Origin of the sequence: Bacillus cereus group sp. N6 (assembly GCF_016483705.1) — a bacterium.
In the GTDB taxonomy this organism is placed as follows: domain Bacteria; phylum Bacillota; class Bacilli; order Bacillales; family Bacillaceae_G; genus Bacillus_A; species Bacillus_A wiedmannii.
The window spans coordinates 1-21,438 of record NZ_JAEHBI010000001.1; the positions used below are offsets into that span (position 1 = coordinate 1).

Below are 21,438 nucleotides of genomic sequence, written 5' to 3' on the forward strand. Positions count from 1 at the left end.
GAAGAAGAGAAAGCAAGAGAAATAGCAAAGTCTAAAGAAGAAGAGAAAGCAAGGGAAATAGCAAAGGCTAAAGAAGAAGAGAAAGCAAGAGAAATAGCAAAGGCTAAGGAAGAAGCAAAAGCAAGAGAAGAGTCTAAAAATAACATACAGTCTGCTAAACGTGAATTAACGGTAGTTGCGACAGCATATACTGCTGATCCAAGTGAAAATGGTACATATGGTGGTCGTGTTTTAACTGCGATGGGGCATGATTTAACGGCTAATCCGAATATGAGAATTATCGCAGTAGATCCGAAAGTAATCCCATTAGGATCTAAAGTATGGGTAGAAGGTTATGGCGAAGCAATTGCTGGTGATACTGGAAGTGCTATTAAAGGAAATCGTATTGATGTTTTAATGGGCTCAAAAAGTAAAGCTATGAATTGGGGAAGACAAACTGTTAAAGTTAAAATTCTTTAATAAATAAAGTCATCTAGATAGAAGTCAGTTCTCTTTATTGAGACTGGCTTTTATTTTTGTATCGCAACATCATTAAGGATCTCATCAAATATATCTTTTTGCGTGAAGGTATCTGTAAAAATAGTTTCTCTAGCAACTTCAATTGTATCGTGTGGATTTTACCATTTTTGTAGGGAATCCTCACCAAATTCTTGGCGCTTTTCTCTTGTATTGTGTCGTCGAATTGTTTCTTTTAATGATAAATCAAAGTAATATGTATATGTGTTTCCTTCAAAAAAATCTATTAACTCTTTTAGCATTTCACCGTATCTATGACTGTTTAAAATACCTTCTAAAATAACAAACTCACACTTTCCTTTTCCGTACTTCGTAATTTCAAATAGTAGATCATGAGATAAGTTCCCCATCGTATCATGTACGCTAAGCATATCTCTACGTACAACATCCTGCGATACTAAAAGTGTACCTTGTCCGAAATGTTCTTGTAGTTGCTTTGCGATTGTTGTTTTACCACTTGCGGAGTTTCCTCTAAGAATGATTAATGTTGATTTATGTATAGGATTAGACATAATGAATTCCCCCAGCATGAATGATTATATAGAAAATTTTAACAAATAAACTATGAAAAGTGTATAATTAATATGATGGAAATAAAAAGGTGGGAGCTAGATGGAACATGAATTAAATAAGGCGCAGCCGATTTGGAAACGGACATGGTTTCGCTATCTAGGGGCATTTATAATTGTTCAATTGTTGTTTATTATTTGTGAGGTTACTGGATGGACACCAAATTTTAAGCCAAGTGGAGAGTTTTTAAATAGAATTTTACATTCTGAATTTTTCACGGAATGGTTCACTCCATATGAAATTCCTCATTTTAATGTGTTTACAGCATTTTTTGCGATTACATTGTTACCATACGCACTAATAGGTGCAATGAATGATGTCACAACAAGAAAAAATATAAATAATTAAAAAGAGGTATTATATGCTATTTCAAAAAGATAATATATCGATTAGATACGTAATAGAAGAGGATGCACCAATCATTTCAAAATGGTTAACAGACCCAGAAGTCTTGCGGTATTACGAAGGACGCGATAATCCGCAATCTGTAGAAATGGTACTGAATCATTTTATACATAATCCAAATAGTCATGAAAAAAGATGTTTAATAGAGTTTGATGCTGTTCCAATTGGTTACATACAAATGTACCCAATTGATTCTGAGTGGAAAACATTATATGGCTATGAAGAATCACAAAATGTATGGGGAATGGATCAATTTATCGGAGAGCCGACTTATTGGGGAAAAGGAATTGGAACGAAACTCGTTCAGGCAGCAATTACATATATTATGGAGAACACGGGAGCAGAAGCAATCGCAATGGATCCGAAAGTAAATAATGAACGTGCGATAAAATGTTATGAAAAATGCGGATTTAAAAAGGTGAAGATTTTAAAGGAACATGAACTACATGAGGGGAAATTAGAAGATTGTTGGATGGTGGAATACAAACAAAGGGAGTTGCGCGAAATGAAAAAAGCATTACTAGTAATTGATGTGCAAGCAGGTATGTATACAGCAGGAATGCCAGTACATAATGGGGAAAAGTTTTTAGAAATATTGCAAGAGCTTATTGGGGAATGTCGTTCAAATGATATTCCAGTTATTTATGTACAACATAACGGGCCAAAAGATCATCCGTTAGAAAAAGGTACAGAGGGCTGGAAAGTGCATGAGGCGATTGCTCCGCAAAAAGGGGATCGTATCGTTGAAAAGACGACGCCAGATTCTTTCCATAAGACAAACTTAAACGAAGTATTACAAGAAAAAGGCATTGAACACGTTATTATTTCAGGAATGCAAACAGAGTACTGTGTGGATACGACAACGCGAAGAGCGTTTAGTGAAGGTTATAAAGTAACGTTAGTGAGTGATGCACATAGTACGTTTCATACAGACGTGTTACGTGCGGAAGACATTGTAAAGCATCATAATGTAGTGTTTGGAGCGTTTGCTAATGTTGTTGCGTTAAAAGATTTGAAAGTGACTGCCTCTAAATAAGAGGCAGTTTTTTATTATAAGATATATTAAAAAAATTGTTCGTATAATTTCACATACCATAATGAAAATACACAAAAGGAGCACCACATAATTAAAAAGGGCGCTCCTGCATCAAAATGTTATTTCTTCTTATCTTTATCCAATACATTCTGTTCTTCAGCAAATTCCGTACCATATGCAAAGCGGCGATTAATATGAATGTTATCGTTGTTGTGTCTTGTGTGTGAGTTAGAAAAGCGATGAACGATTACTTCAGATAATGTAAAGACAGTAGCGGAAAGGAAACTCCCCCATGCAATTTGCATGTAATTGTCTAATAAAATATTACCGAAAATCCATACGCTTAAATACGTTAGTAAGAAATCCGACATAATGGCACCGGTATTGCCTATTCGGTTTAATATGATTTTATCGACGAACATATAGGAAACGATTGTAACAAAGAGACTAAATGAAATAATTTGGACGAACGTTGCAGGGAAAAATAAAGCGAGTCCAATACTAAATGCGATAATGCACGATATAAATTTGATAAGTACTACAGTAAAACCATTCAATATTTACACCTCCGATTTATACATAGTTTTACAATAAATTTAGGAGTTCATACATTGTAACGAATATATTTACATAAAACTTTTTCATGTTCGTTTTTTGTCTAAATATTAAAAAAAACAAAGAAAAAATGTTATAGTAAAATGAGAGTATATGACATTTTTAGGTAAGGGGGAATCCATGATGTGGATTACTTCAGAAGTAGAAATTCCAGAGGAGTTAATTGATCATCTTGAACAAGGAAAGTTAGTACTATTTGTTGGAGCGGGAGTTTCTATGAAAGGGAAATCAAACTTACCGAATTTTGATGATCTAGTTGATGAGATTGCGAAAACGTTATATGTAGAAACGCGTGAAATAACAGAACCTCATGATTATTATCTTGGTAAAATTGCGAAAACAAAAGATATACATCAAGTTGCAAGAGATTTAGTTCATATTGAAAAATCAAAGCCGAATCCGCTTCATTATGCGATTCCGAGGTTGTTTCCTTTAGATACGGAAGTCCGCATTGTCACGACAAATTTTGATCGGCATTTTACAACTGCGATGAAAGAAATGAATAGAGAATTAAACGTATATTACGCACCTGCGTTACCTACAGGTAGAGCGTTTAAAGGACTCGCTTACATACATGGCAATATAGAACAAGAGAAAGAAGCTTTAATTTTAACAGATGGTGATTTTGGAAGGGCTTACTTGACCGAAGGCTGGGCAAGAAGGTTTTTAGTTGATTTATTCTCGAATTATACTGTTTTATTCGTTGGATATAGCCATAATGACCCAGTAATGAAATATTTGGCTACTGGTTTACCGCCAAGTACAAGGCGTTATGCATTTGTTGCACAAGGGGAAAATACGTACCATTGGGAGCATTTAGGAATACGGCCGATTGTATACCCGAATAAAGGTAATAATCATCAATCTCTTGTTAAAGCAGTGAAGCGATGGGCAGAATTAATGGGAGATAATTATATTACAAAACGAATGCGAATTCGTGACATAGTAACAGTTCCACCGTCAGTAGAGCAGGAACAATTATCGTACATAAAACAATCCATAAAAAAAATTGAAACAGTCCGCTACTTTGTTGAATTTGCTCATGATTATGAATGGGTGGAATGGCTTGAAGCAGAAGGGAAATTACAAAATTTATTTTTAGTTACATCAAACGATAATGAGGTAGATGAATTACTTGCAGAATGGTTGGTGGAACAATTTCTTTTTAGTCATCAAAAAGAATTATTTCAATTAATTTTTAAAAATCATTCTAAAATATCTCCGTTATTATGGAGAACAATTTGTAGCTACTTAAACGAAATGAAAATTAAAATGGACCCGTTGTTGTTTGCAAGATGGACACTTCTTTTATTAGAAACAGCTGAAAAAGATAGTAAATCTATTGAAAAAATTTCTTGCTTACTGCAAAAATGTTCTTTTCCTGAGCATAAAGAAATTGCTTTATTATTACTAACATTTATTTTGGACGGAAAACTGAAATTGAAGCGGGAAAGAAAATGGGGAAATGATACGCAAGAATCAATAGAACTTGAGGAATCGAGTCGTTTACCAGTGTCTACATTTTCTTATGTGGAGCAAATTTGGAACGAGAAGATGAAACCTCATATTTCCTATTACGCCGTACCAATTATGATGATGGGAATAGAGAAGATGCGAATGTTATCACTACGACAAACGGCACTGAAAAAAAAGGATAAGGAAAATGTTGAAAAAGAGTTTCAGCAAAATGATCTTGCATTTTTAATTCAAATTGTAAAAGAGTGTTTAGCCTATTTGTGTGAAAATAATGAAAAAAAAGCAAATTATTATATTACAGAAATGATAGAAGCAAACAGCATGCTTCAGAACCGAATTGCAATTGATGCGATGAATAAAAATAGATTCGTTAGCGCCGATGCCAAAATGAAATGGGTGTTACAGGAAGGACTTCTTTTAGATGTCACGTATAAACACGAAGTTTTTCAACTTATAAAAAATCATTTTGCACACTCTTTAGAAAAAACAAAGGAAGTGGTTATTCAAATTGTATTGAAGGACCTTGCAGAGGAGAGAGCATTTGATGCTTGTTTAGTTTTAGATTTATTATTCACTTGTGATTCGAATAGTCCATCTACAGCAAAAGGTTATGAGTTAATGAAGCAAAAACATCCTCACTTTCATTCTGATCGATATAGTGTACAAAAGAAAGAGACGGCAGATCAAAGTATTACTTGTAATGTAACTGCTGATGGATTATTGCAGTTGAAAGACGATGAAATTATGAAGCAAGTTCGTCAATTTTCTCAAGATGGTGTTTTTGAACAACGCCATTTTTTAGAGATGTTATCGAAAGCATGTAAGTTGAATACAGAATGGAGTATTTCATTTGCCTATCAATTAGTTGGTATGCACGAAATAAGTAATGAAGTATGGTTTGTTTGTATTAGAGAGTGGCGAAATAACCGAGGATTGACAAATGAACAAATCCAAAAAGTAATTCCGCTATTACAGAAATTTGTTAGAAATACTGCTTTTCATTGGTTAATTAGTAGCTTTCTATATGAGATTAGTAATCGATTAGAAGAGTTAGAGGAAAATAGTATACGCAGTGTGAAACGTTTTGCTTTTTCGGTATTCCCTCAAGTAATGAAAAGTGATATAGATTTTAAGCTTGGAAAACAAGACTTTTACAATGAATCGATCCAGCATCCTGTTGGGAAAATGACAGCTGTATTATTAAAACTGTTATCATATGATCATTTATACGATCGTAATGTATATGAATATTTATTTTTATTTGAAGAACAAGTAAGAGTTAGTAAAGTACGGACAAACTTTATGTTAGCTCGTTTAGTAGCAGATGTTACATTTCTTTATCATATTGAGAAGCAATGGTGCCGAAAATATTTGTTGCCATGCTTAGATTTAAAGAAAGAAAATGAGATTACGAAATATGCATGGGCAGGCTTATGTTACACGCAAATCAATTTACCTTTATTTACAGAAATGAAACGATTTATTAAGTATGCAGTAGAACATTTGGAAGTATTACATCCGCATACGAGGGAAGCTTTCTTGAAATGGCTCAGTTTTGTATTTATTAAATGTGTACTGTATTGGGAGCAAAAAACAGATTGGTTATACCCGTTACTTATACAAGAAAATGAAGAAAATAAAATTAAATTTATGCAGTTTTTATGCTATTACGTCAAAACGTTAAGTGCAAAAGAACAACAAAAATTTTGGGCATCTTGGCTCGGTGTATTTTTGCGAGAGCGACCGAAAATGGGTGAAATCACAGCTAGAGAATATGTAATGCTTTTGCGTATTATTTTATTTATGGATGAAATAGTAGAAAGAGGATTATCTATAATAAAAACATTTTCAGGTTTGGTTGGAAAAGGGAATCAAACGGAGTTAAAACAGTTGTTTAATGAAATACTTGAAAAGACAGAGAGTATAAAAATGTATAAAGAATTGTATGCAAATGTATTTTTCACTTTACTACAAACGCTTCAAGAAGCCGATTTACTTGAAACTGAAATTATTCAAATAAAAGAAATATTAATCCAGTATGGAGTAGAAAAATATGTATTAAATGCAATAGATAATGAGATAATTCGCATCGGAATTGTTATGGAGAATTTACAAGAAGAAATGTAGGGCGGAAGTGGAATTTTAAAAAAAATATAAAAAGTTGTTGACAGTGTTTTGAAAAGCGTTCTATAATACGAATCATACTTATTCAATTTCAAAAACATTTGAATAAACAAAGTGCAATGAAGAGATCACAGTAGTGGTTAGTCTTACTGTAACAGAGAGCTGGTGGTTGGTGTGAACCAGTACAGGGATAATCATGAATTACAGTCTTGGAGCATCTTTTTCGTAGTAAAGATAGTATTGTCTTTATGAAGAAAAAGCGGTCAATTGATCGTTAACAGTGAAGAGAGGTAGACGGAAAGTTAGTCTACAACTAGGGTGGTACCGCGATAAATATCGTCCCTACTGATTTATTCAGTAGGGACTTTTTGTATTTTAGTGGTCTAACTTGAAAATTAAATATATATGCGTTGAAAGGAAAAGCAGTAGTTGTTGTTTCCCTGTAACAGAGAGCTGGTGGTTGGTGCGAACCAGTACAAAAACAAGAGCGAATTACAGTCCTAGAGCATCTTTTTCGTAGTAAAGATAGTATTGTCTTTATGAAGGGAAAGACGGTCAGATGATCGTTAACAATGAAGAGAGGTAGACGAAATAAGTCTACAACTAGGGTGGTACCGCGATAAATATCGTCCCTACTGATTGAATCAGTAGGGATTTTTTGTACAAAAAAGTGGGTTTTGATTGAGTTGATAGTGTCCTTATAGTAAGTATTCGTTTAAAATAAGAAGAGGTATCGATTCCACTTAAATTTTGTATAATTTATCAGTTCAGAAAATAGAGAATTTTTCATTCTCTTACTATACTTTTAAAACATTAGAGGAGGATTTCCAAATGGCAAATCATGAATTAGATCAATTACGTAAACAGGTAGATGAAATTAACTTACAACTATTACACCTTTTAAACAAACGTGGTGAAATCGTTCAAAAAATTGGGGAGCAAAAGCAAGTACAAGGTACGAAACGTTTTGATCCAGTACGTGAGCGTGAAGTACTTGATATGATCGCAGAGCATAACGAAGGACCATTCGAAACGTCAACAGTTCAACACATTTTCAAAACAATCTTCAAAGCTAGCTTAGAATTACAAGAAGATGATAACCGTAAAGCATTACTAGTATCACGTAAAAAGAAACAAGAAAATACAATCGTTAATGTAAAAGGTGAATTGATTGGAAACGGAACACAAACGTTCATCATGGGACCTTGTGCGGTAGAAAGCTTAGAGCAAGTTCGCCAAGTAGGGCAAGCGATGAAAGACCAAGGTCTAAAATTAATGCGCGGTGGTGCTTTCAAACCAAGAACATCTCCATACGATTTCCAAGGTTTGGGAGTAGAAGGATTACAAATTTTACGCCAAGTAGCAGATGAGTTCGACTTAGCGATCATTAGTGAAATCTTAAATCCGAACGATGTTGAAATGGCGCTAGACTACGTTGATGTAATTCAAGTCGGTGCACGTAACATGCAAAACTTCGATTTATTACGAGCTGTAGGTAAAGTTAACAAGCCAGTATTATTAAAACGTGGATTAGCAGCAACAATTGATGAGTTCATTAACGCAGCTGAGTACATCATTGCACAAGGTAACGACCAAATTATTCTATGTGAGCGTGGTATCCGCACATACGAAAGAGCGACACGTAACACATTAGACATTTCAGCAGTACCGATTTTAAAGAAAGAAACACATTTACCAGTAATCGTTGACGTAACGCATTCAACTGGACGCAGAGATTTATTATTACCAACAGCGAAAGCAGCACTTGCAATTGGCGCAGATGCAGTAATGGCTGAAGTACACCCAGACCCAGCGGTTGCATTATCAGATTCTGCACAACAAATGGATATTCCAGAATTCCATAGATTCATGGATGAGTTAAAAGGTTTCAAAAATAAATTATCTTAATTCCATATCATATATGCGCTGAAGAGGAAACAGTAGTGCTTATCTCACTGTTAAAGAGAGCTGATGGTCGGTGTGAATCAGTACAAAGATAAGCATGAATTACAGCCTTGGAGCATCTTTTCCGCCAACTTTTGGAGGGAAAGACGGTCAAACGATCGTTACAGAAGAAGAGAGGTAGACGATAGTTGTCTACAACTAGGGTGGTACCGCGATAAACATCGTCCCTACTGAGCGCTCAGTAGGGACTTTTTTGTACAAAAAAATAGTAAAGGGGCAAGAGAAATGAGATACATTACAGCTGGAGAATCACATGGACCGCAGTTAACAGTTATTTTAGAAGGTGTACCAGCAGGTTTAACATTAACATCGGAACATATTAATAAAGAATTACTAAGAAGACAAAAAGGGCACGGACGTGGAAGACGCATGCAAATAGAAACTGATACAGTTGAAATTGTAAGTGGTGTTCGTCATGGGATGACACTTGGCTCACCAATAACGTTAATCGTTAAAAATGATGATTTCAAACATTGGACGAAAGTAATGGGTGCAGAGCCAATTTCGGAAAAAGAAAGTAAAGATATGAAACGTACAATTACAAAACCACGTCCAGGACATGCAGATTTAAACGGTGCAATTAAATATGGACATCGTGATATAAGAAACGTATTAGAGCGCTCATCTGCAAGAGAAACGACAGTTCGTGTAGCTGCTGGTGCAGTTGCGAAACAAATTTTGAAAGAATTAGGCGTAGAAATTGCAGGGCATGTTCTTGAAATTGGTGGGGTACAAGCGAAACGAATTTCAAACTTACCAATAGAAGAAATTCAAACGATTACTGAAAATTCACCAGTTCGATGTTTAGATAAAGAAGTAGAACAAGAGATGATGGATGCGATAGATAACGCTAAAAGTAGTGGGGATTCAATCGGCGGTATTGTTGAAGTCATTGCAGAAGGTATGCCAATTGGTGTTGGTAGTTACGTTCATTACGATCGTAAATTAGATGCAAAACTTGCTGGTGCAATTATGAGTATTAATGCATTTAAAGGTGCTGAAATTGGCGTTGGTTTTGAAGCAGCAAGACAGCCAGGAAGTAAAGTACACGATGAAATATTATGGGATGAAGAAAATGGATACACGAGAAAAACGAATAATGCCGGCGGTTTAGAAGGCGGTATGACAACAGGAATGCCAATTGTCGTAAGAGGTGTTATGAAGCCAATACCTACATTATACAAACCGTTAGCAAGCGTTGATATTGATACGAAAGAAGCATTCCAAGCGAGTATTGAAAGATCTGATAGTTGTGCAGTACCAGCAGCAGGTGTAGTAGCTGAATCTGTTATAGCATGGGAACTTGCACATGCACTAGTCGAACAATTCGGAAAAGATCGTATGGATTTAATTCAGCAAAACATTACGCAACATAATAAATACGCAAAAGAATTTTAATAAAAAGGTGGTTTTAACATGCAAGTAAAAGATCAACTATCATCATTACAACCATATAAACCAGGTAAATCACCTGAACAAATGAAAGAAGTGTACGGAGATCATTTATTTGTGAAATTAGCATCAAATGAAAATCCATTCGGCTGCTCACCACGTGTTTTAGATGAGTTGCAAAAATCGTGGTTGGAACATGCTTTATATCCTGACGGAGGTGCTACAGCACTCCGTCAAACACTTGCAAATAAGTTACATGTTCAAATGGAACAAATACTTTGCGGTAGTGGTTTAGATGAAGTCATTCAAATAATAAGCCGTGCAGTACTTAAAGCAGGAGATAACATCGTAACGGCTGGTGCAACATTCCCGCAGTACCGTCATCATGCAATTATTGAAGGTTGTGAAGTGAAAGAAATCCCTTTAAATAACGGTGTATACGATTTAGACGAAATTTCGTCAGCAATAAATAATAATACGAAAATCGTATGGATTTGTAATCCGAACAACCCGACAGGCACATATGTGAATGATCGAAAATTGACTCAATTTATTGAAGGTATTAGTGAAAATACGTTAATTGTCATTGATGAAGCGTACTATGAATACGTAACAGCAAAGGATTTCCCAGAGACATTACCGCTTTTAGAAAAACATAAAAACATTCTTGTACTTAGAACATTTTCTAAAGCGTACGGATTAGCTTCTTTCCGCGTTGGATATGCAATTGGACAGGAAGAGCTAATCGAGAAATTAAATGTCGTACGTTTGCCATTTAACGTATCTTCATTAGCGCAAAAAGCAGCGACGATTGCTTTTGGTGATGACGAGTTTATTGAGGAAATAGTTCGTGTGAATACAGAGGGATTACAACAATACGAAAGCTTTTGTAAGGAAAAAGAAATTCCGTTTTATCCATCGCAAACAAATTTCATCTTCTTGCCAGTTGAGAATGCTGGGGAGATTTATGAAGCTTGTGCACACGCAGGATTTATTATTCGTCCGTTCCCAAATGGTGTCCGTATTACAGTCGGAACAAGGGAGCAAAATGAAGGAGTGATTTCAGTGTTAAAACAACACTTTGAAAATAAAAAAAGAAAGTCTCGAGATGAGGAAAATGCGTAAAAAGGTAGTTTTAATTGGAACTGGTTTAATCGGAGGCTCTCTCGCATTAGCAATTAAGAAAGAGCACGATGTAACGATAACAGGTTATGATATATTTCAAGAACAAGTAGAGCGTGCAAAAGAATTACATGTAGTAGATGAAGTAGCAGTAGATTTACAGCATGCATGTGAAGAGGCGCATTTAATTGTATTTGCTTCTCCAGTTGAAGAAACGAAGAAGTTATTACACAAATTAGCGTCATTTCATTTACGAGAAGATGTTATTGTAACAGATGTTGGTAGTACAAAAGGGACGATCATGGATGAAGCGGAAGCTTTATTTTCAAAGGAAGTTTCTTTTATTGGTGGACATCCGATGGCAGGTTCTCATAAAACGGGAGTTGAAAGTGCAAAAGCACATTTATTTGAAAATGCATTTTATATTTTAACGCCGATGAATCATGTGCCAAATGAACATGTGGAAGAACTAAAGCGTTGGTTACAAGGAACAGGATCTCATTTTCTCGTTCTAAATACAGAGGAACATGATTATGTAACAGGGATCGTTAGTCATTTTCCGCATCTTATCGCAGCTGGATTAGTAAAGCAAGTGGAGAAACATGCAGGAGATAATCCGCTCATTCATCAACTAGCTGCCGGAGGGTTTAAAGACATTACACGTATCGCATCTAGTAGCCCAAAAATGTGGAGTGATATTGTTAAGCAAAATCGCGAGCATTTAATAGTATTATTAAAAGAGTGGATCTCTGAAATGGAAGATTTATATGATACAGTTTCTACCGGAGATGCAGGCGAGATTCAAAACTATTTTGCAGACGCGAAAGAATACCGTGACTCTTTACCAGTACGAAAGAGAGGGGCAATTCCTGCCTATCACGACTTATACGTCGATGTTTTAGATAAAGTAGGGGCATTGGCTCATATTACGAGTATTTTGGCACGTGAAGAAATTAGTATTACGAACTTGCAAATATTAGAAGCACGTGAAGGGTTGCTTGGGGTATTACGTATTAGCTTCCAAAGAGAAGAAGATCGTATGAAAGCAAAGCTAGCGCTTAGAGAAGAAAAATACCAAACTTATGAAACAATTTAAATGAGAAGGTGAAAACATGAAGGAAAGAACAATAGAACCTGTTAATAACGGATTAAATGGTATTATTACAATTCCAGGAGATAAATCCATTTCACACCGCGCTGTCATGTTCGGCGCGATTGCAGAAGGAAAAACAACAATTAAAGGTTTCTTGCCCGGTGCAGACTGTTTAAGTACAATTTCTTGCTTTAAAGAAATGGGAGTAGAAATCGTGCAAAATGGTGATGAAGTCACTGTAGTTGGTAAAGGATTAGAAGGCTTACAAGAACCGAAAGCTGTATTAGATGTTGGTAATTCTGGTACAACAATACGTTTAATGTCAGGAATTTTGGCAAATACACCATTTTTCTCTTGCGTACAAGGTGATGCATCTATCGCAAAAAGACCGATGAAACGTGTTACAAATCCATTAAAACAAATGGGTGCAAACATTGATGGCCGCGAAGAAGGGACGTTTACACCGTTAACAATACGTGGTGGAGATTTAAAAGCAATTGAATACACTTCACCTGTAGCAAGTGCGCAAGTAAAGTCAGCTATTTTACTTGCAGGTCTTCGTGCGGAAGGTGTAACAGCTGTTACAGAACCACATATTTCACGTGATCATACGGAAAGAATGCTTGAAGCATTTGGTGTTAACGTAACTCGCGAGGGAAAAACAGTGAAACTTGCAGGTGGACAGAAGTTAACAGCGACAGACGTTCAAGTACCAGGTGACGTATCATCAGCAGCATTTTTCTTAGTAGCAGGTGCAATTATTCCAAATAGTAAACTAGTATTACAAAATGTAGGAATGAACCCAACTCGTACAGGTATTATTGATGTTTTAGAGAAAATGGGTGCTACGTTTACTGTAGAGCCAATTAACAAAGGAGCATCAGAACCAGCTGCAAATATTACAATTGAAACATCTTCATTAAAAGGAATCGAAATTGGCGGAGATATTATCCCAAGATTAATCGATGAAATTCCTGTTATCGCCTTAGCGGCAACGCAAGCAGAAGGAATTACAGTTATTAAAGACGCACACGAATTAAAAGTAAAAGAAACGAACCGTATTGATACAGTTGTTGCGGAGTTAACGAAACTAGGAGCGCGCATAGAAGCAACTGATGACGGGATGATTATTTACGGGAAATCAGCACTAAAATGCAATACAGTAAATAGTTACGGTGATCACCGCATCGGAATGATGCTTGCAATTGCCGGCTGTCTAGCAGAAGGAAAAACAACAATTGAAGACGCAGAAGCAGTAGGCGTATCATATCCTACATTCTTCGAAGAACTTCAAAAGTTAGCCAAATAAAGTAATAAAAAGCAGATACGGGATGTATCTGCTTTTTATATTGGATTCGTGTCGTTAAGTCCATATAATTTCATTCACCGCACTGGAATATTGAGAATTATGGTACAATTCAAACAAGGAATGGAGGAGAAATATATGAACGTTATACGATTAAAAGAAGATAGCTTTAGAGAAGCATTACGCTTATCGGAATACGCTTTTCAATATAAAGTTGATGAGGAACGATTGCAACAACAACTTACAAAGATGAAAGAAAGTCATGAAATATACGGTATTATGGAAGGGAAAGATGTAGCAGCAAAACTGCATTTTATTCCGTTTCATATATACATAGGCAAAGAAAAATTTAAAATGGGAGGCGTTGCAGGGGTAGCGACGTATCCAGAGTATAGAAGAAGCGGGTATGTAAAAGAATTGCTTCAACACTCACTTCAAACGATGAAAAATGACGGATATACAGTATCAATGCTACATCCATTTGCTGTTTCATTTTACCGTAAATACGGCTGGGAACTTTGTGCGAATCTCTTTGTATGTCATATGACAAAGAGTGATTTAGTTATGAAAAAACAAGTAAATGGTACTGTAAAACGTTTCAATAAAGAAAATCACCCAGAAGAGGTCGAAAAGATTTATGAAACATTTGCAGAACGTTTTTCCGGTATGCTAGTTCGCGATGAAAAGTGGTGGTTACAAGCTGTTTATGATGATTTAACATTAGCGATTTATTACGATAAAAATAAAACGGCAGCTGGCTACATGTTATATAAAATTGAAAAAAACAAAATGACAGTAGAGGAATTTGTTCCACTGCATAATGAAGCGCGAAATGGTCTGTGGAACTTTATTTGCCAGCATGATTCTATGATTAAAGAACTTGAAATGACAGTAAGTGAAAATGAACCGTTATTATATACACTAAAAGAGCCACGCGTAAAAGCAGAAATAAAGCCCTATTTTATGGGCAGAATTGTAGATGTGGAGCAGTTCTTAAAACAATATGAGTTGAATTGGAACAATGCACAGCAAGAAGTGATTTTACATATTATAGATTCATTTGCACCGTGGAATAACGTTACAGTAAAGCTTGCAAATCATGAAATAACAATTGTAGAAGAAGAAATAAAGGATAAAGGAATTAGTCTAGATATAAATACATTATCTACTATAATGTTTGGATACAAACGTCCGTTAGAACTTAATGAACTAGAATTAATTAGCGGAAGTGAAGAGGAAATACGAGCGTTTGAGAATATAGTTCCGGTACGAGAAGCATTTATTTATGATTTCTTTTAAAAAATAGGGCTGTCCAAAATCAAATTTTGGGACAGCTTTCTCTTTGGTTGTCGGTTTTTGTCGGTAAGTCGATATATTTTGAAAAACGCTGATATAATTGGAGATGCGCCGATATATCCTGAGAATCGCTGATATATTCTAATAATCGTTGATATAATTTTTTCACTAAAACGCAACCATACTTTGTCACGCACTTGACTTTTATTCCCTGTAATTTATAATTAAAAACGGAATGAATTTTCATTCCTGGAAATAGAGGTGGAAAAAATGGCTAAAAACAAACAAGAGGATATTTTTGATGCTGCGATGCAACTTTTCGCAGAGCGTGGTTACGATGGTACGACAATTCCAATGATCGCTGAAAAGGCAAAAGTCGGTGCGGGTACTATTTATCGCTATTTTGAAAATAAAGAGGCACTTGTTAACTCATTATTTTCAAAAAGTATGTTAGAGCTTTCTGAAATGATAAAAACGGATTTTCCTGTTGAAGCAAATATTCGTGAACAGTTTAGTCATACGTACAACCGTTTATTTGAATTTGCGAGAAACAATGTGGATGCTTTTTTATTTACAAATTCTCACTGTGATAGTTATTTTCTTGATGAACAGAGTAAGAAAATATTTGATGATTTTATAGGCTTCTTTATGAATATCATTGAAGATGGAATCGCAAAAGGTTTTCTTCGTCCATTGCCTCCAGTTGCTTTAATTATTATTGTATATCAACCGTTAGAACAATTAACGAAAGTAATTGCAACAGGGCAATTAGAATACTCGAAAGAGTTAGTAAAAGAACTGGAAGAAAGCTCTTGGAATGCTATTAGAATCATCTGATTCTATAGCTTTATAAGGGAAGGAATGAATATTCATTCCTAAATAGATTTGAAAAATGAGAGCAGGAGAGGATATTTGTGCAACTATAGGAATGAACATTCATTCTGGAAAGAATAGTTTAATAGAATTTATAAAAAATAATAGAATGATAGGAATGAACGTTCATTCTGAAAAAATAGGTTCAAAACAATAGGAATGAATATTCATTCCGAAATTAACGTGACACTTTCAAAATAGGAGATGATTAAAATGAGTAAGCTGAAAAATTGGAGAAGTTTATCTTTTCTATTATGGATAGTTATTACTATTGCAATGATCGTAACGATGCCTAATATGGATAAATTAGTGAAAGAAAAAGGGCACATTACGATTCCTAATACAGAACAAAGTAGTATTGCTGACAAGATGATAAAAGAGATGGATAAAGACGGGACTGAAAAGTATGAAATTATAGCTGTTTTTAATAGTGGGAGTAAAACAGCTTTAACAACTGAGCAAAAAGAGGAAATCGTAAAAACAATCCATGCTTTACAAAATGAAAAAGAGCAATTAGGAATTAAGGAAGTTGTTTCACATTTAGATAATAAAGATTTGGAAAAACAATTGATATCTAAAGACAATACGACCATTTTAACGCAAATCTCTGTAGATAAAAAAAATGGTGAAATATCAAAAGTTGCAAATGGGCTTCATAAAAAAGTGCAAACGAAAGGGGTAAAAACGTACTTAACAGGAAGTGATTTAATAGCGGGTGATTTTCTTACTTCCTCTCAAGAGGGAGTGAAGAAGACAGAAGTTATTTCTATCATTTTCATTCTAGTTGTATTAATCATTGTATTTCGTTCACCAATTGTTCCAATTGTATCTCTTCTTACAGTGGGTGTATCATATTTAGTTTCAATGGGGATGATTGCCCATCTAGTAGATCAATTTAATTTTCCGTTTTCTAACTTTACACAAGTGTTTGTAGTTGTTGTCCTGTTTGGAGTTGGAACAGACTATAACATTTTATTATATACAAGATTTAAAGATGAATTAAGTAAACAAGAAAATGCATTTTTGGCTACGAAAGAAACGTTTAAATCAGCAGGGAAAACCGTTTTATATAGCGGGATAGCAGTACTAATTGGTTTTGCATCTCTTGCTTTAGCGAGTTTTAAATTATATCAATCTACTTCAGCAGTAGCAATTGGTGTCGCAGTATTATTACTCGTATTAACTACGTTAAATCCATTTTTCATGGTGCTTTTAGGAAAAGGAATGTTTTATCCAGTTAAAACATTTAAAGGTCATGAGGATAGTCGATTATGGGGATTTCTTGCGAAAAACTCAGTAGCAAGACCATTTGTCGCTTTAATCATTGTATTTGTGATATCGATTCCTTTCGTAATGAAATACTCTAACACACTAAATTACAATGATTTATTTGAAGTAGATAATAAATATGAATCGAAAATGGGGATTAACGTAATAGAAGAGCATTTTCCACCAGGTTTTTCTTCACCAAGTACGTTAGTCATTCAATCAGATAACAAGTTAGATGAGGCGAGTTCGCTTCAAACTTTAGACGAACTAACTGATAAGATTTTGAAAGTGAAAGGTGTTTCAGAAGTATATTCACCGACGCGTCCAACCGGTGAAAGGATAAAAGAACTATATATAAATAAACAAGCGGGAGAACTAAATACAGGATTAGGAGATGCCAATGGTGGTATAAAGGAAATTAATGATGGATTAACTACTGCGAAAGATAAAATGGGTAGTAAAGATTCAAATAGTCTTGCAAACGTTCAAAAATTAATTGATGGAACAACGGAAGCAAAAAATGGTGTAACAGCATTAGGAACAGCTTTAAATCAACTTTCAAATGGCATAAATGACGGAGCACAAGGTGCGCAGCAAATTGAGAGTGGGTTAACTTCAGTAAATGAAAATATTAGTGTATTATCTAATGCAACTTCACAACTTCATGCTGGTTATTCGCAGTTAGAAAAAGGTTTAAGTTCCTACGATCAATACTTCGGAAGTATTGATCAAGCGATTGATGGGGCGAAAAAAGGTTACGAACAAATTGAAATGTTAATGACGAATTTCATTCAAACGAAACCAGAATTAACAAATGATCCGAACATACTGCAAACGATAGGAATTGCTAAAGAGGCACAAAAGCAATTAGGTGGGCTTTCAAATGAATTAAATAAATTAGCAACGCAACATAAAGCGGCGATGGGTTCATTTAAAGAAGCGAATCAAGCGTTATCGAAAGTGGATAACGGCTTAAAAGGCATGAGCGATGGAGTTACTAAGTTACAAAAAGGAGCAGCTGATCTTAAAAATGGATTAAATGAAGGTGCTACAGGTTCAAAACAAATTGCGAACAAGTCATCTGAGTTACAAACCGGATTAACAAAAATAAACGACGGGCAAGGTCAGCTATTAACCGGGCTGAAAGACTTGCAAGAACAGATGGGTCAATTACAATCCGGACTAACTAAAAGTACAGAAGGCCTTGAAAAGGTAAGTAATGGCCTAGGGGATGCTCAGAAATATTTAGGAGAACTGAATGAATCAAAAAGCTCTGAGAAATTCTATATTCCCAAAGAAATTTTGGAGGGAGAAGATTTCCAAAAAGCTTTGAATACGTACATGTCACATGTTAGAAAGACTGCTAAAATGACAATCATTTTAGACGTAAATCCGTATTCAAAAGAAGCGATGCCAATTATTCAAGAAATCAATAACACAATAGATGGTACTTTGAAGGGGTCGGAATTAAATCATGCTAAAACAGCAATCGGAGGAACGACAGCTAGAAACGTTGATTTAAAAGAAGTAACTGGGCAAGATTTCTTACGTACAGCTACAATTATGTTAATTGGAATCGCGATTGTATTAATCGTTATTACACGGTCATTTTTAAATACAATCTTTATTATTGGATCTTTAATATTAGCTTATTTTGCATCACTTGGCATAAGTGAACAAATTAGTACACACGTATTAAACGTAGAGTCATTAAGCTGGAATGTGCCATTCTTTAGTTTTATTATGATTGTCGCTTTAGGTGTGGATTATAGCATTTTCGTAATGATGCGATACAATGAGTTAGAAGGGGATCCCGCAACGAAAATTGTAAATGCATCTCGTCACATAGGAGGAGTTGTATTATCAGCGGCACTTATTTTAGGCGGTACATTTGCTGCATTAATCCCTTCAGGCGTATTGACGCTTATACAAGTAGCATCTGTTGTTGGTGTTGCACTGTTACTATTAGCGATAATTGTGATGCCAATATTATTACCTGCTTTAATAGGGTTAACAAGTAAAATAAAGAATTATACAAAGAAATTAAGCAAAAGAAAATAAGAAAAAAACCCCTTTTCAAAGGGGTTTTTTCTTATTTTATAAACTTGTCCATCACATCTTTATATTTTGCAAACTTTTCATCTTTCATTTCGCCATTTATTTGTATAGGAAGTGAGCGATAAACATTATGCTCCAATTATAAATATTTTCTTCAAAATAAAGGCTCCTTAAATTGTATAATGTGCTTCTATCATAATATTGTTTCGTTAAAAACATACATTTTATTTAAGGTAGAAAAGGGATGAATAGCAATCAACCGTTGCTATTCATCCATCTTCTACTATATAATAGCTATAGTCTACAATAATTGAGTCGTAATATGCGATTTTTTAAGACAGTCGGTGAGAAAACGCTGAAATAAGCGGTATTAGTAGGAGGACACAAATGATTACAGTAAGTAACGTTAGTTTGCGTTTCGCGGATCGCAAATTATTTGAAGATGTTAACATAAAATTCACGCCAGGTAACTGCTACGGTTTAATCGGAGCAAACGGTGCGGGTAAATCAACATTTCTAAAGATTTTATCTGGAGAAATCGAACAATCAACAGGTGATATACATATTACGCCAGGTGAGCGTCTAGCAGTATTAAAACAGAACCACTTCGAATATGAAGAGTTCCCAGTATTAGAAACAGTAATTATGGGTCACACGCAACTTTATAAAGTAATGCGAGAGAAAAATGCCATTTACATGAAAGAAGATTTTAGTGATGAAGATGGTATGCGTGCTGCTGAACTTGAAGGTGAGTTCGCTGAGCTTAACGGTTGGGAAGCAGAATCAGAAGCTGCAATCCTTCTTAAAGGTTTAGGTATTGGTGAAGATGTTCATGATAAGAAATTGTCAGAATTAACTGGGGCAGAGAAAGTAAAAGTATTACTTGCTCAAGCATTATTCGGTAAACCTGACATTCTATTACTAGATGAGCCTACCAACCACTTGGACTTAAAAGCGATTCAATGGTTAGAAAACTTCTTAATGAACTTTGAAAATACAGTAATCGTTGTATCCCATGACCGTCACTTCTTAAATAAAGTTTGTACGCACATGGCTGATCTTGATTTCGGTAAAATTCAACTTTATGTTGGTAACTATGACTTCTGGTATGAGTCAAGCCAATTAGCTTTAAAATTAACACAAGATGCTAATAAGAAAAAAGAAGAGAAAGTAAAAGAGTTACAAAACTTCATTGCACGCTTTAGCTCAAACGCATCTAAAGCGAAACAAGCAACTTCTCGTAAAAAATTATTAGATAAAATTACATTAGATGATATTAGACCATCATCACGTCGTTACCCATTTGTTGGCTTTACACCTGAGCGTGAAATAGGAAATGACTTATTAACTGTTGAAGGTCTTTCTAAAACAATTGATGGTGAAAAAGTGTTAGATAATGTGTACTTCACTTTAAATAAAGGTGATAAAGTTGCATTTATCGGTCGTAACGATATTGCGATGACAACATTATTTAAAATCCTTATGGGTGAAATGGAGCCAGATAGCGGTTCATTCAAATGGGGCGTTACAACATCTCAATCTTACTTCCCAAGAGATAACTCTAAATACTTTGAGAACAGTGACTCCAACTTAGTTGATTGGTTACGCCAATTCTCTCCACAAGATGAGTCAGAAAGCTTCTTACGTGGTTTCTTAGGCCGTATGTTATTCTCAGGTGAAGAAGTTAAGAAGAAAGTTTCTGTATTATCTGGAGGCGAAAAAGTTCGTTGTATGCTATCTAAAATGATGTTAAGTGGTGCGAACGTAATCACACTTGACGATCCAACGAACCACTTAGACCTTGAGTCTATCACTGCATTAAACAACGGTTTAATCGCATTTAAAGGTACAATGTTATTCACATCTCATGACCATCAGTTCGTACAAACAATTGCAAACCGCATTATCGAAGTAACGCCAAACGGTGTAATCGATAAAGAGGCTACTTACGATGAGTTCTTAGAAAATGAAGAACTTCAAAAACAAGTAGAAGCAATGTACAAAGGTCAATAATAAATGATGAAAAACCTCGCTCTCTTTATGAGAGCGAGGTTTTTTTATAATCTTTTATTTTATGAATTGTGAATAATTATACAGAAATAACTTTAGAGAAGAAAAGACCTTTTGATGTTACATATAGAGAAAGGACTGTAATTAAGAATAAACTTGAAATATATGAAGGAATTTAATATACACCGAAAAAAACAAATACTATCTATTGTGAATTTCACTATATTACATTAATGTTCCAGAACTGGAGAAATATTTATTTGCGAAGCAGTAAATAAAGGTTTATAGTATGTGGAGTCATAATTAGTGGAT

14 protein-coding genes, 2 pseudogenes and 3 other annotated features are annotated in these 21,438 nt (G+C 34.9%); of the genes and pseudogenes, 14 read left to right on the forward strand and 2 right to left on the reverse strand.

Annotation, left to right across the window (positions count from 1 at the left end):
• Positions 1 to 459 (forward strand): 3D domain-containing protein (locus JDS99_RS00005; RefSeq protein ID WP_242475583.1); only part of this gene is annotated, 459 nt, incomplete at its 5' end.
• 50 nt (positions 460 to 509) lie between these two features.
• On the opposite strand, the pseudogene JDS99_RS00010 reads toward JDS99_RS00005, so the two are convergent.
• A pseudogene (locus JDS99_RS00010) lies at positions 510 to 1,028 on the reverse strand (kinase).
• 100 nt (positions 1,029 to 1,128) lie between these two features.
• Here JDS99_RS00010 and JDS99_RS00015 point away from each other — a divergent pair.
• The 3 genes and pseudogenes from JDS99_RS00015 (at position 1,129) to JDS99_RS31800 (ending at position 2,527) form a co-directional block, all read left to right on the forward strand.
• Positions 1,129 to 1,434, forward strand: coding sequence for a YfzA family protein (locus JDS99_RS00015; RefSeq protein WP_098858865.1), 306 nt, complete (start codon positions 1,129 to 1,131; stop codon positions 1,432 to 1,434).
• A gap of 13 nt (positions 1,435 to 1,447) precedes the next feature.
• Positions 1,448 to 1,981, forward strand: a pseudogene (locus tag JDS99_RS31795) (GNAT family N-acetyltransferase); the annotation flags it as partial.
• A gap of 15 nt (positions 1,982 to 1,996) precedes the next feature.
• Complete coding sequence (locus tag JDS99_RS31800) at positions 1,997 to 2,527, forward strand: cysteine hydrolase family protein (RefSeq protein WP_033662720.1); 531 nt, start codon at positions 1,997 to 1,999, stop codon at positions 2,525 to 2,527.
• A 119-nt stretch (positions 2,528 to 2,646) separates the two neighbouring features.
• Here JDS99_RS31800 and JDS99_RS00025 read toward each other — a convergent pair whose 3' ends face one another.
• Entirely contained in the window at positions 2,647 to 3,084 is a 438-nt protein-coding gene (locus tag JDS99_RS00025) for a YndM family protein (RefSeq protein WP_001013096.1), read from the reverse strand.
• A gap of 181 nt (positions 3,085 to 3,265) precedes the next feature.
• On the opposite strand from JDS99_RS00025, the gene JDS99_RS00030 reads away from it, so the two are divergent.
• The 10 genes from JDS99_RS00030 (at position 3,266) to JDS99_RS00075 (ending at position 21,129) form a co-directional block, all read left to right on the forward strand.
• Complete coding sequence (locus tag JDS99_RS00030; RefSeq protein ID WP_199694358.1) at positions 3,266 to 6,745, forward strand: DUF4020 domain-containing protein; 3,480 nt, start codon at positions 3,266 to 3,268, stop codon at positions 6,743 to 6,745.
• A gap of 107 nt (positions 6,746 to 6,852) precedes the next feature.
• Positions 6,853 to 7,089: a binding site (T-box leader), on the forward strand.
• Between the two features lie 54 nt (positions 7,090 to 7,143).
• Positions 7,144 to 7,379: a binding site (T-box leader), on the forward strand.
• A 194-nt stretch (positions 7,380 to 7,573) separates the two neighbouring features.
• On the forward strand, positions 7,574 to 8,650 hold the full coding sequence (locus JDS99_RS00035) for a bifunctional 3-deoxy-7-phosphoheptulonate synthase/chorismate mutase (protein WP_001273578.1): 1,077 nt from the start codon (positions 7,574 to 7,576) through the stop codon (positions 8,648 to 8,650).
• Between the two features lie 9 nt (positions 8,651 to 8,659).
• Positions 8,660 to 8,879 (forward strand) — a binding site (T-box leader).
• 53 nt (positions 8,880 to 8,932) lie between these two features.
• Positions 8,933 to 10,105, forward strand: coding sequence for a chorismate synthase (gene aroC, locus JDS99_RS00040; protein ID WP_061673330.1), 1,173 nt, complete (start codon positions 8,933 to 8,935; stop codon positions 10,103 to 10,105).
• An 18-nt stretch (positions 10,106 to 10,123) separates the two neighbouring features.
• The gene (gene hisC / locus JDS99_RS00045; protein ID WP_098080217.1) at positions 10,124 to 11,224 is read left to right on the forward strand and encodes a histidinol-phosphate transaminase; all 1,101 of its coding nucleotides are present in this window, start codon (positions 10,124 to 10,126) and stop codon (positions 11,222 to 11,224) included.
• Positions 11,217 to 12,317, forward strand: a complete 1,101-nt coding sequence (tyrA, locus tag JDS99_RS00050) for a prephenate dehydrogenase (RefSeq protein WP_199694118.1) — start codon at positions 11,217 to 11,219, stop codon at positions 12,315 to 12,317. The genes hisC and tyrA overlap by 8 nt, the downstream gene beginning before the upstream one ends.
• 16 nt (positions 12,318 to 12,333) lie before the next feature.
• Complete coding sequence (gene aroA / locus JDS99_RS00055) at positions 12,334 to 13,623, forward strand: 3-phosphoshikimate 1-carboxyvinyltransferase (protein ID WP_199694120.1); 1,290 nt, start codon at positions 12,334 to 12,336, stop codon at positions 13,621 to 13,623.
• 135 nt (positions 13,624 to 13,758) lie between these two features.
• Positions 13,759 to 14,919 carry a GNAT family N-acetyltransferase gene (locus tag JDS99_RS00060; protein ID WP_199694122.1) on the forward strand — a complete coding sequence of 387 codons (1,161 nt, stop codon included), beginning with the start codon at positions 13,759 to 13,761 and terminating at the stop codon, positions 14,917 to 14,919.
• A gap of 267 nt (positions 14,920 to 15,186) precedes the next feature.
• Positions 15,187 to 15,753, forward strand: coding sequence for a TetR/AcrR family transcriptional regulator (locus tag JDS99_RS00065; RefSeq protein ID WP_088063780.1), 567 nt, complete (start codon positions 15,187 to 15,189; stop codon positions 15,751 to 15,753).
• Positions 15,754 to 16,002: 249 nt separating this feature from the next.
• Complete coding sequence (locus JDS99_RS00070; RefSeq protein ID WP_199694124.1) at positions 16,003 to 19,119, forward strand: MMPL family transporter; 3,117 nt, start codon at positions 16,003 to 16,005, stop codon at positions 19,117 to 19,119.
• 384 nt (positions 19,120 to 19,503) lie between these two features.
• Positions 19,504 to 21,129 (forward strand): ABC-F family ATP-binding cassette domain-containing protein, encoded by a 1,626-nt coding sequence (locus JDS99_RS00075; protein ID WP_199694127.1) that lies wholly within the window; start codon positions 19,504 to 19,506, stop codon positions 21,127 to 21,129.
• Positions 21,130 to 21,438 lie beyond the last annotated feature (309 nt).

Excerpts from the sequence above, each read along its gene's own strand:
- JDS99_RS00015 (WP_098858865.1), top strand. The coding sequence starts at position 1,129 with ATGGAACATGAATTAAATAAGGCGCAGCCGATTTGGAAACGGACATGG.
- JDS99_RS31800 (WP_033662720.1), top strand. The coding sequence starts at position 1,997 with ATGAAAAAAGCATTACTAGTAATTGATGTGCAAGCAGGTATGTATACA.
- JDS99_RS00030 (WP_199694358.1), top strand. The coding sequence starts at position 3,266 with ATGTGGATTACTTCAGAAGTAGAAATTCCAGAGGAGTTAATTGATCAT.
- JDS99_RS00035 (WP_001273578.1), top strand. The coding sequence starts at position 7,574 with ATGGCAAATCATGAATTAGATCAATTACGTAAACAGGTAGATGAAATT.
- aroC (WP_061673330.1), top strand. The coding sequence starts at position 8,933 with ATGAGATACATTACAGCTGGAGAATCACATGGACCGCAGTTAACAGTT.
- hisC (WP_098080217.1), top strand. The coding sequence starts at position 10,124 with ATGCAAGTAAAAGATCAACTATCATCATTACAACCATATAAACCAGGT.
- tyrA (WP_199694118.1), top strand. The coding sequence starts at position 11,217 with ATGCGTAAAAAGGTAGTTTTAATTGGAACTGGTTTAATCGGAGGCTCT.
- aroA (WP_199694120.1), top strand. The coding sequence starts at position 12,334 with ATGAAGGAAAGAACAATAGAACCTGTTAATAACGGATTAAATGGTATT.
- JDS99_RS00060 (WP_199694122.1), top strand. The coding sequence starts at position 13,759 with ATGAACGTTATACGATTAAAAGAAGATAGCTTTAGAGAAGCATTACGC.
- JDS99_RS00065 (WP_088063780.1), top strand. The coding sequence starts at position 15,187 with ATGGCTAAAAACAAACAAGAGGATATTTTTGATGCTGCGATGCAACTT.
- JDS99_RS00070 (WP_199694124.1), top strand. The coding sequence starts at position 16,003 with ATGAGTAAGCTGAAAAATTGGAGAAGTTTATCTTTTCTATTATGGATA.
- JDS99_RS00075 (WP_199694127.1), top strand. The coding sequence starts at position 19,504 with ATGATTACAGTAAGTAACGTTAGTTTGCGTTTCGCGGATCGCAAATTA.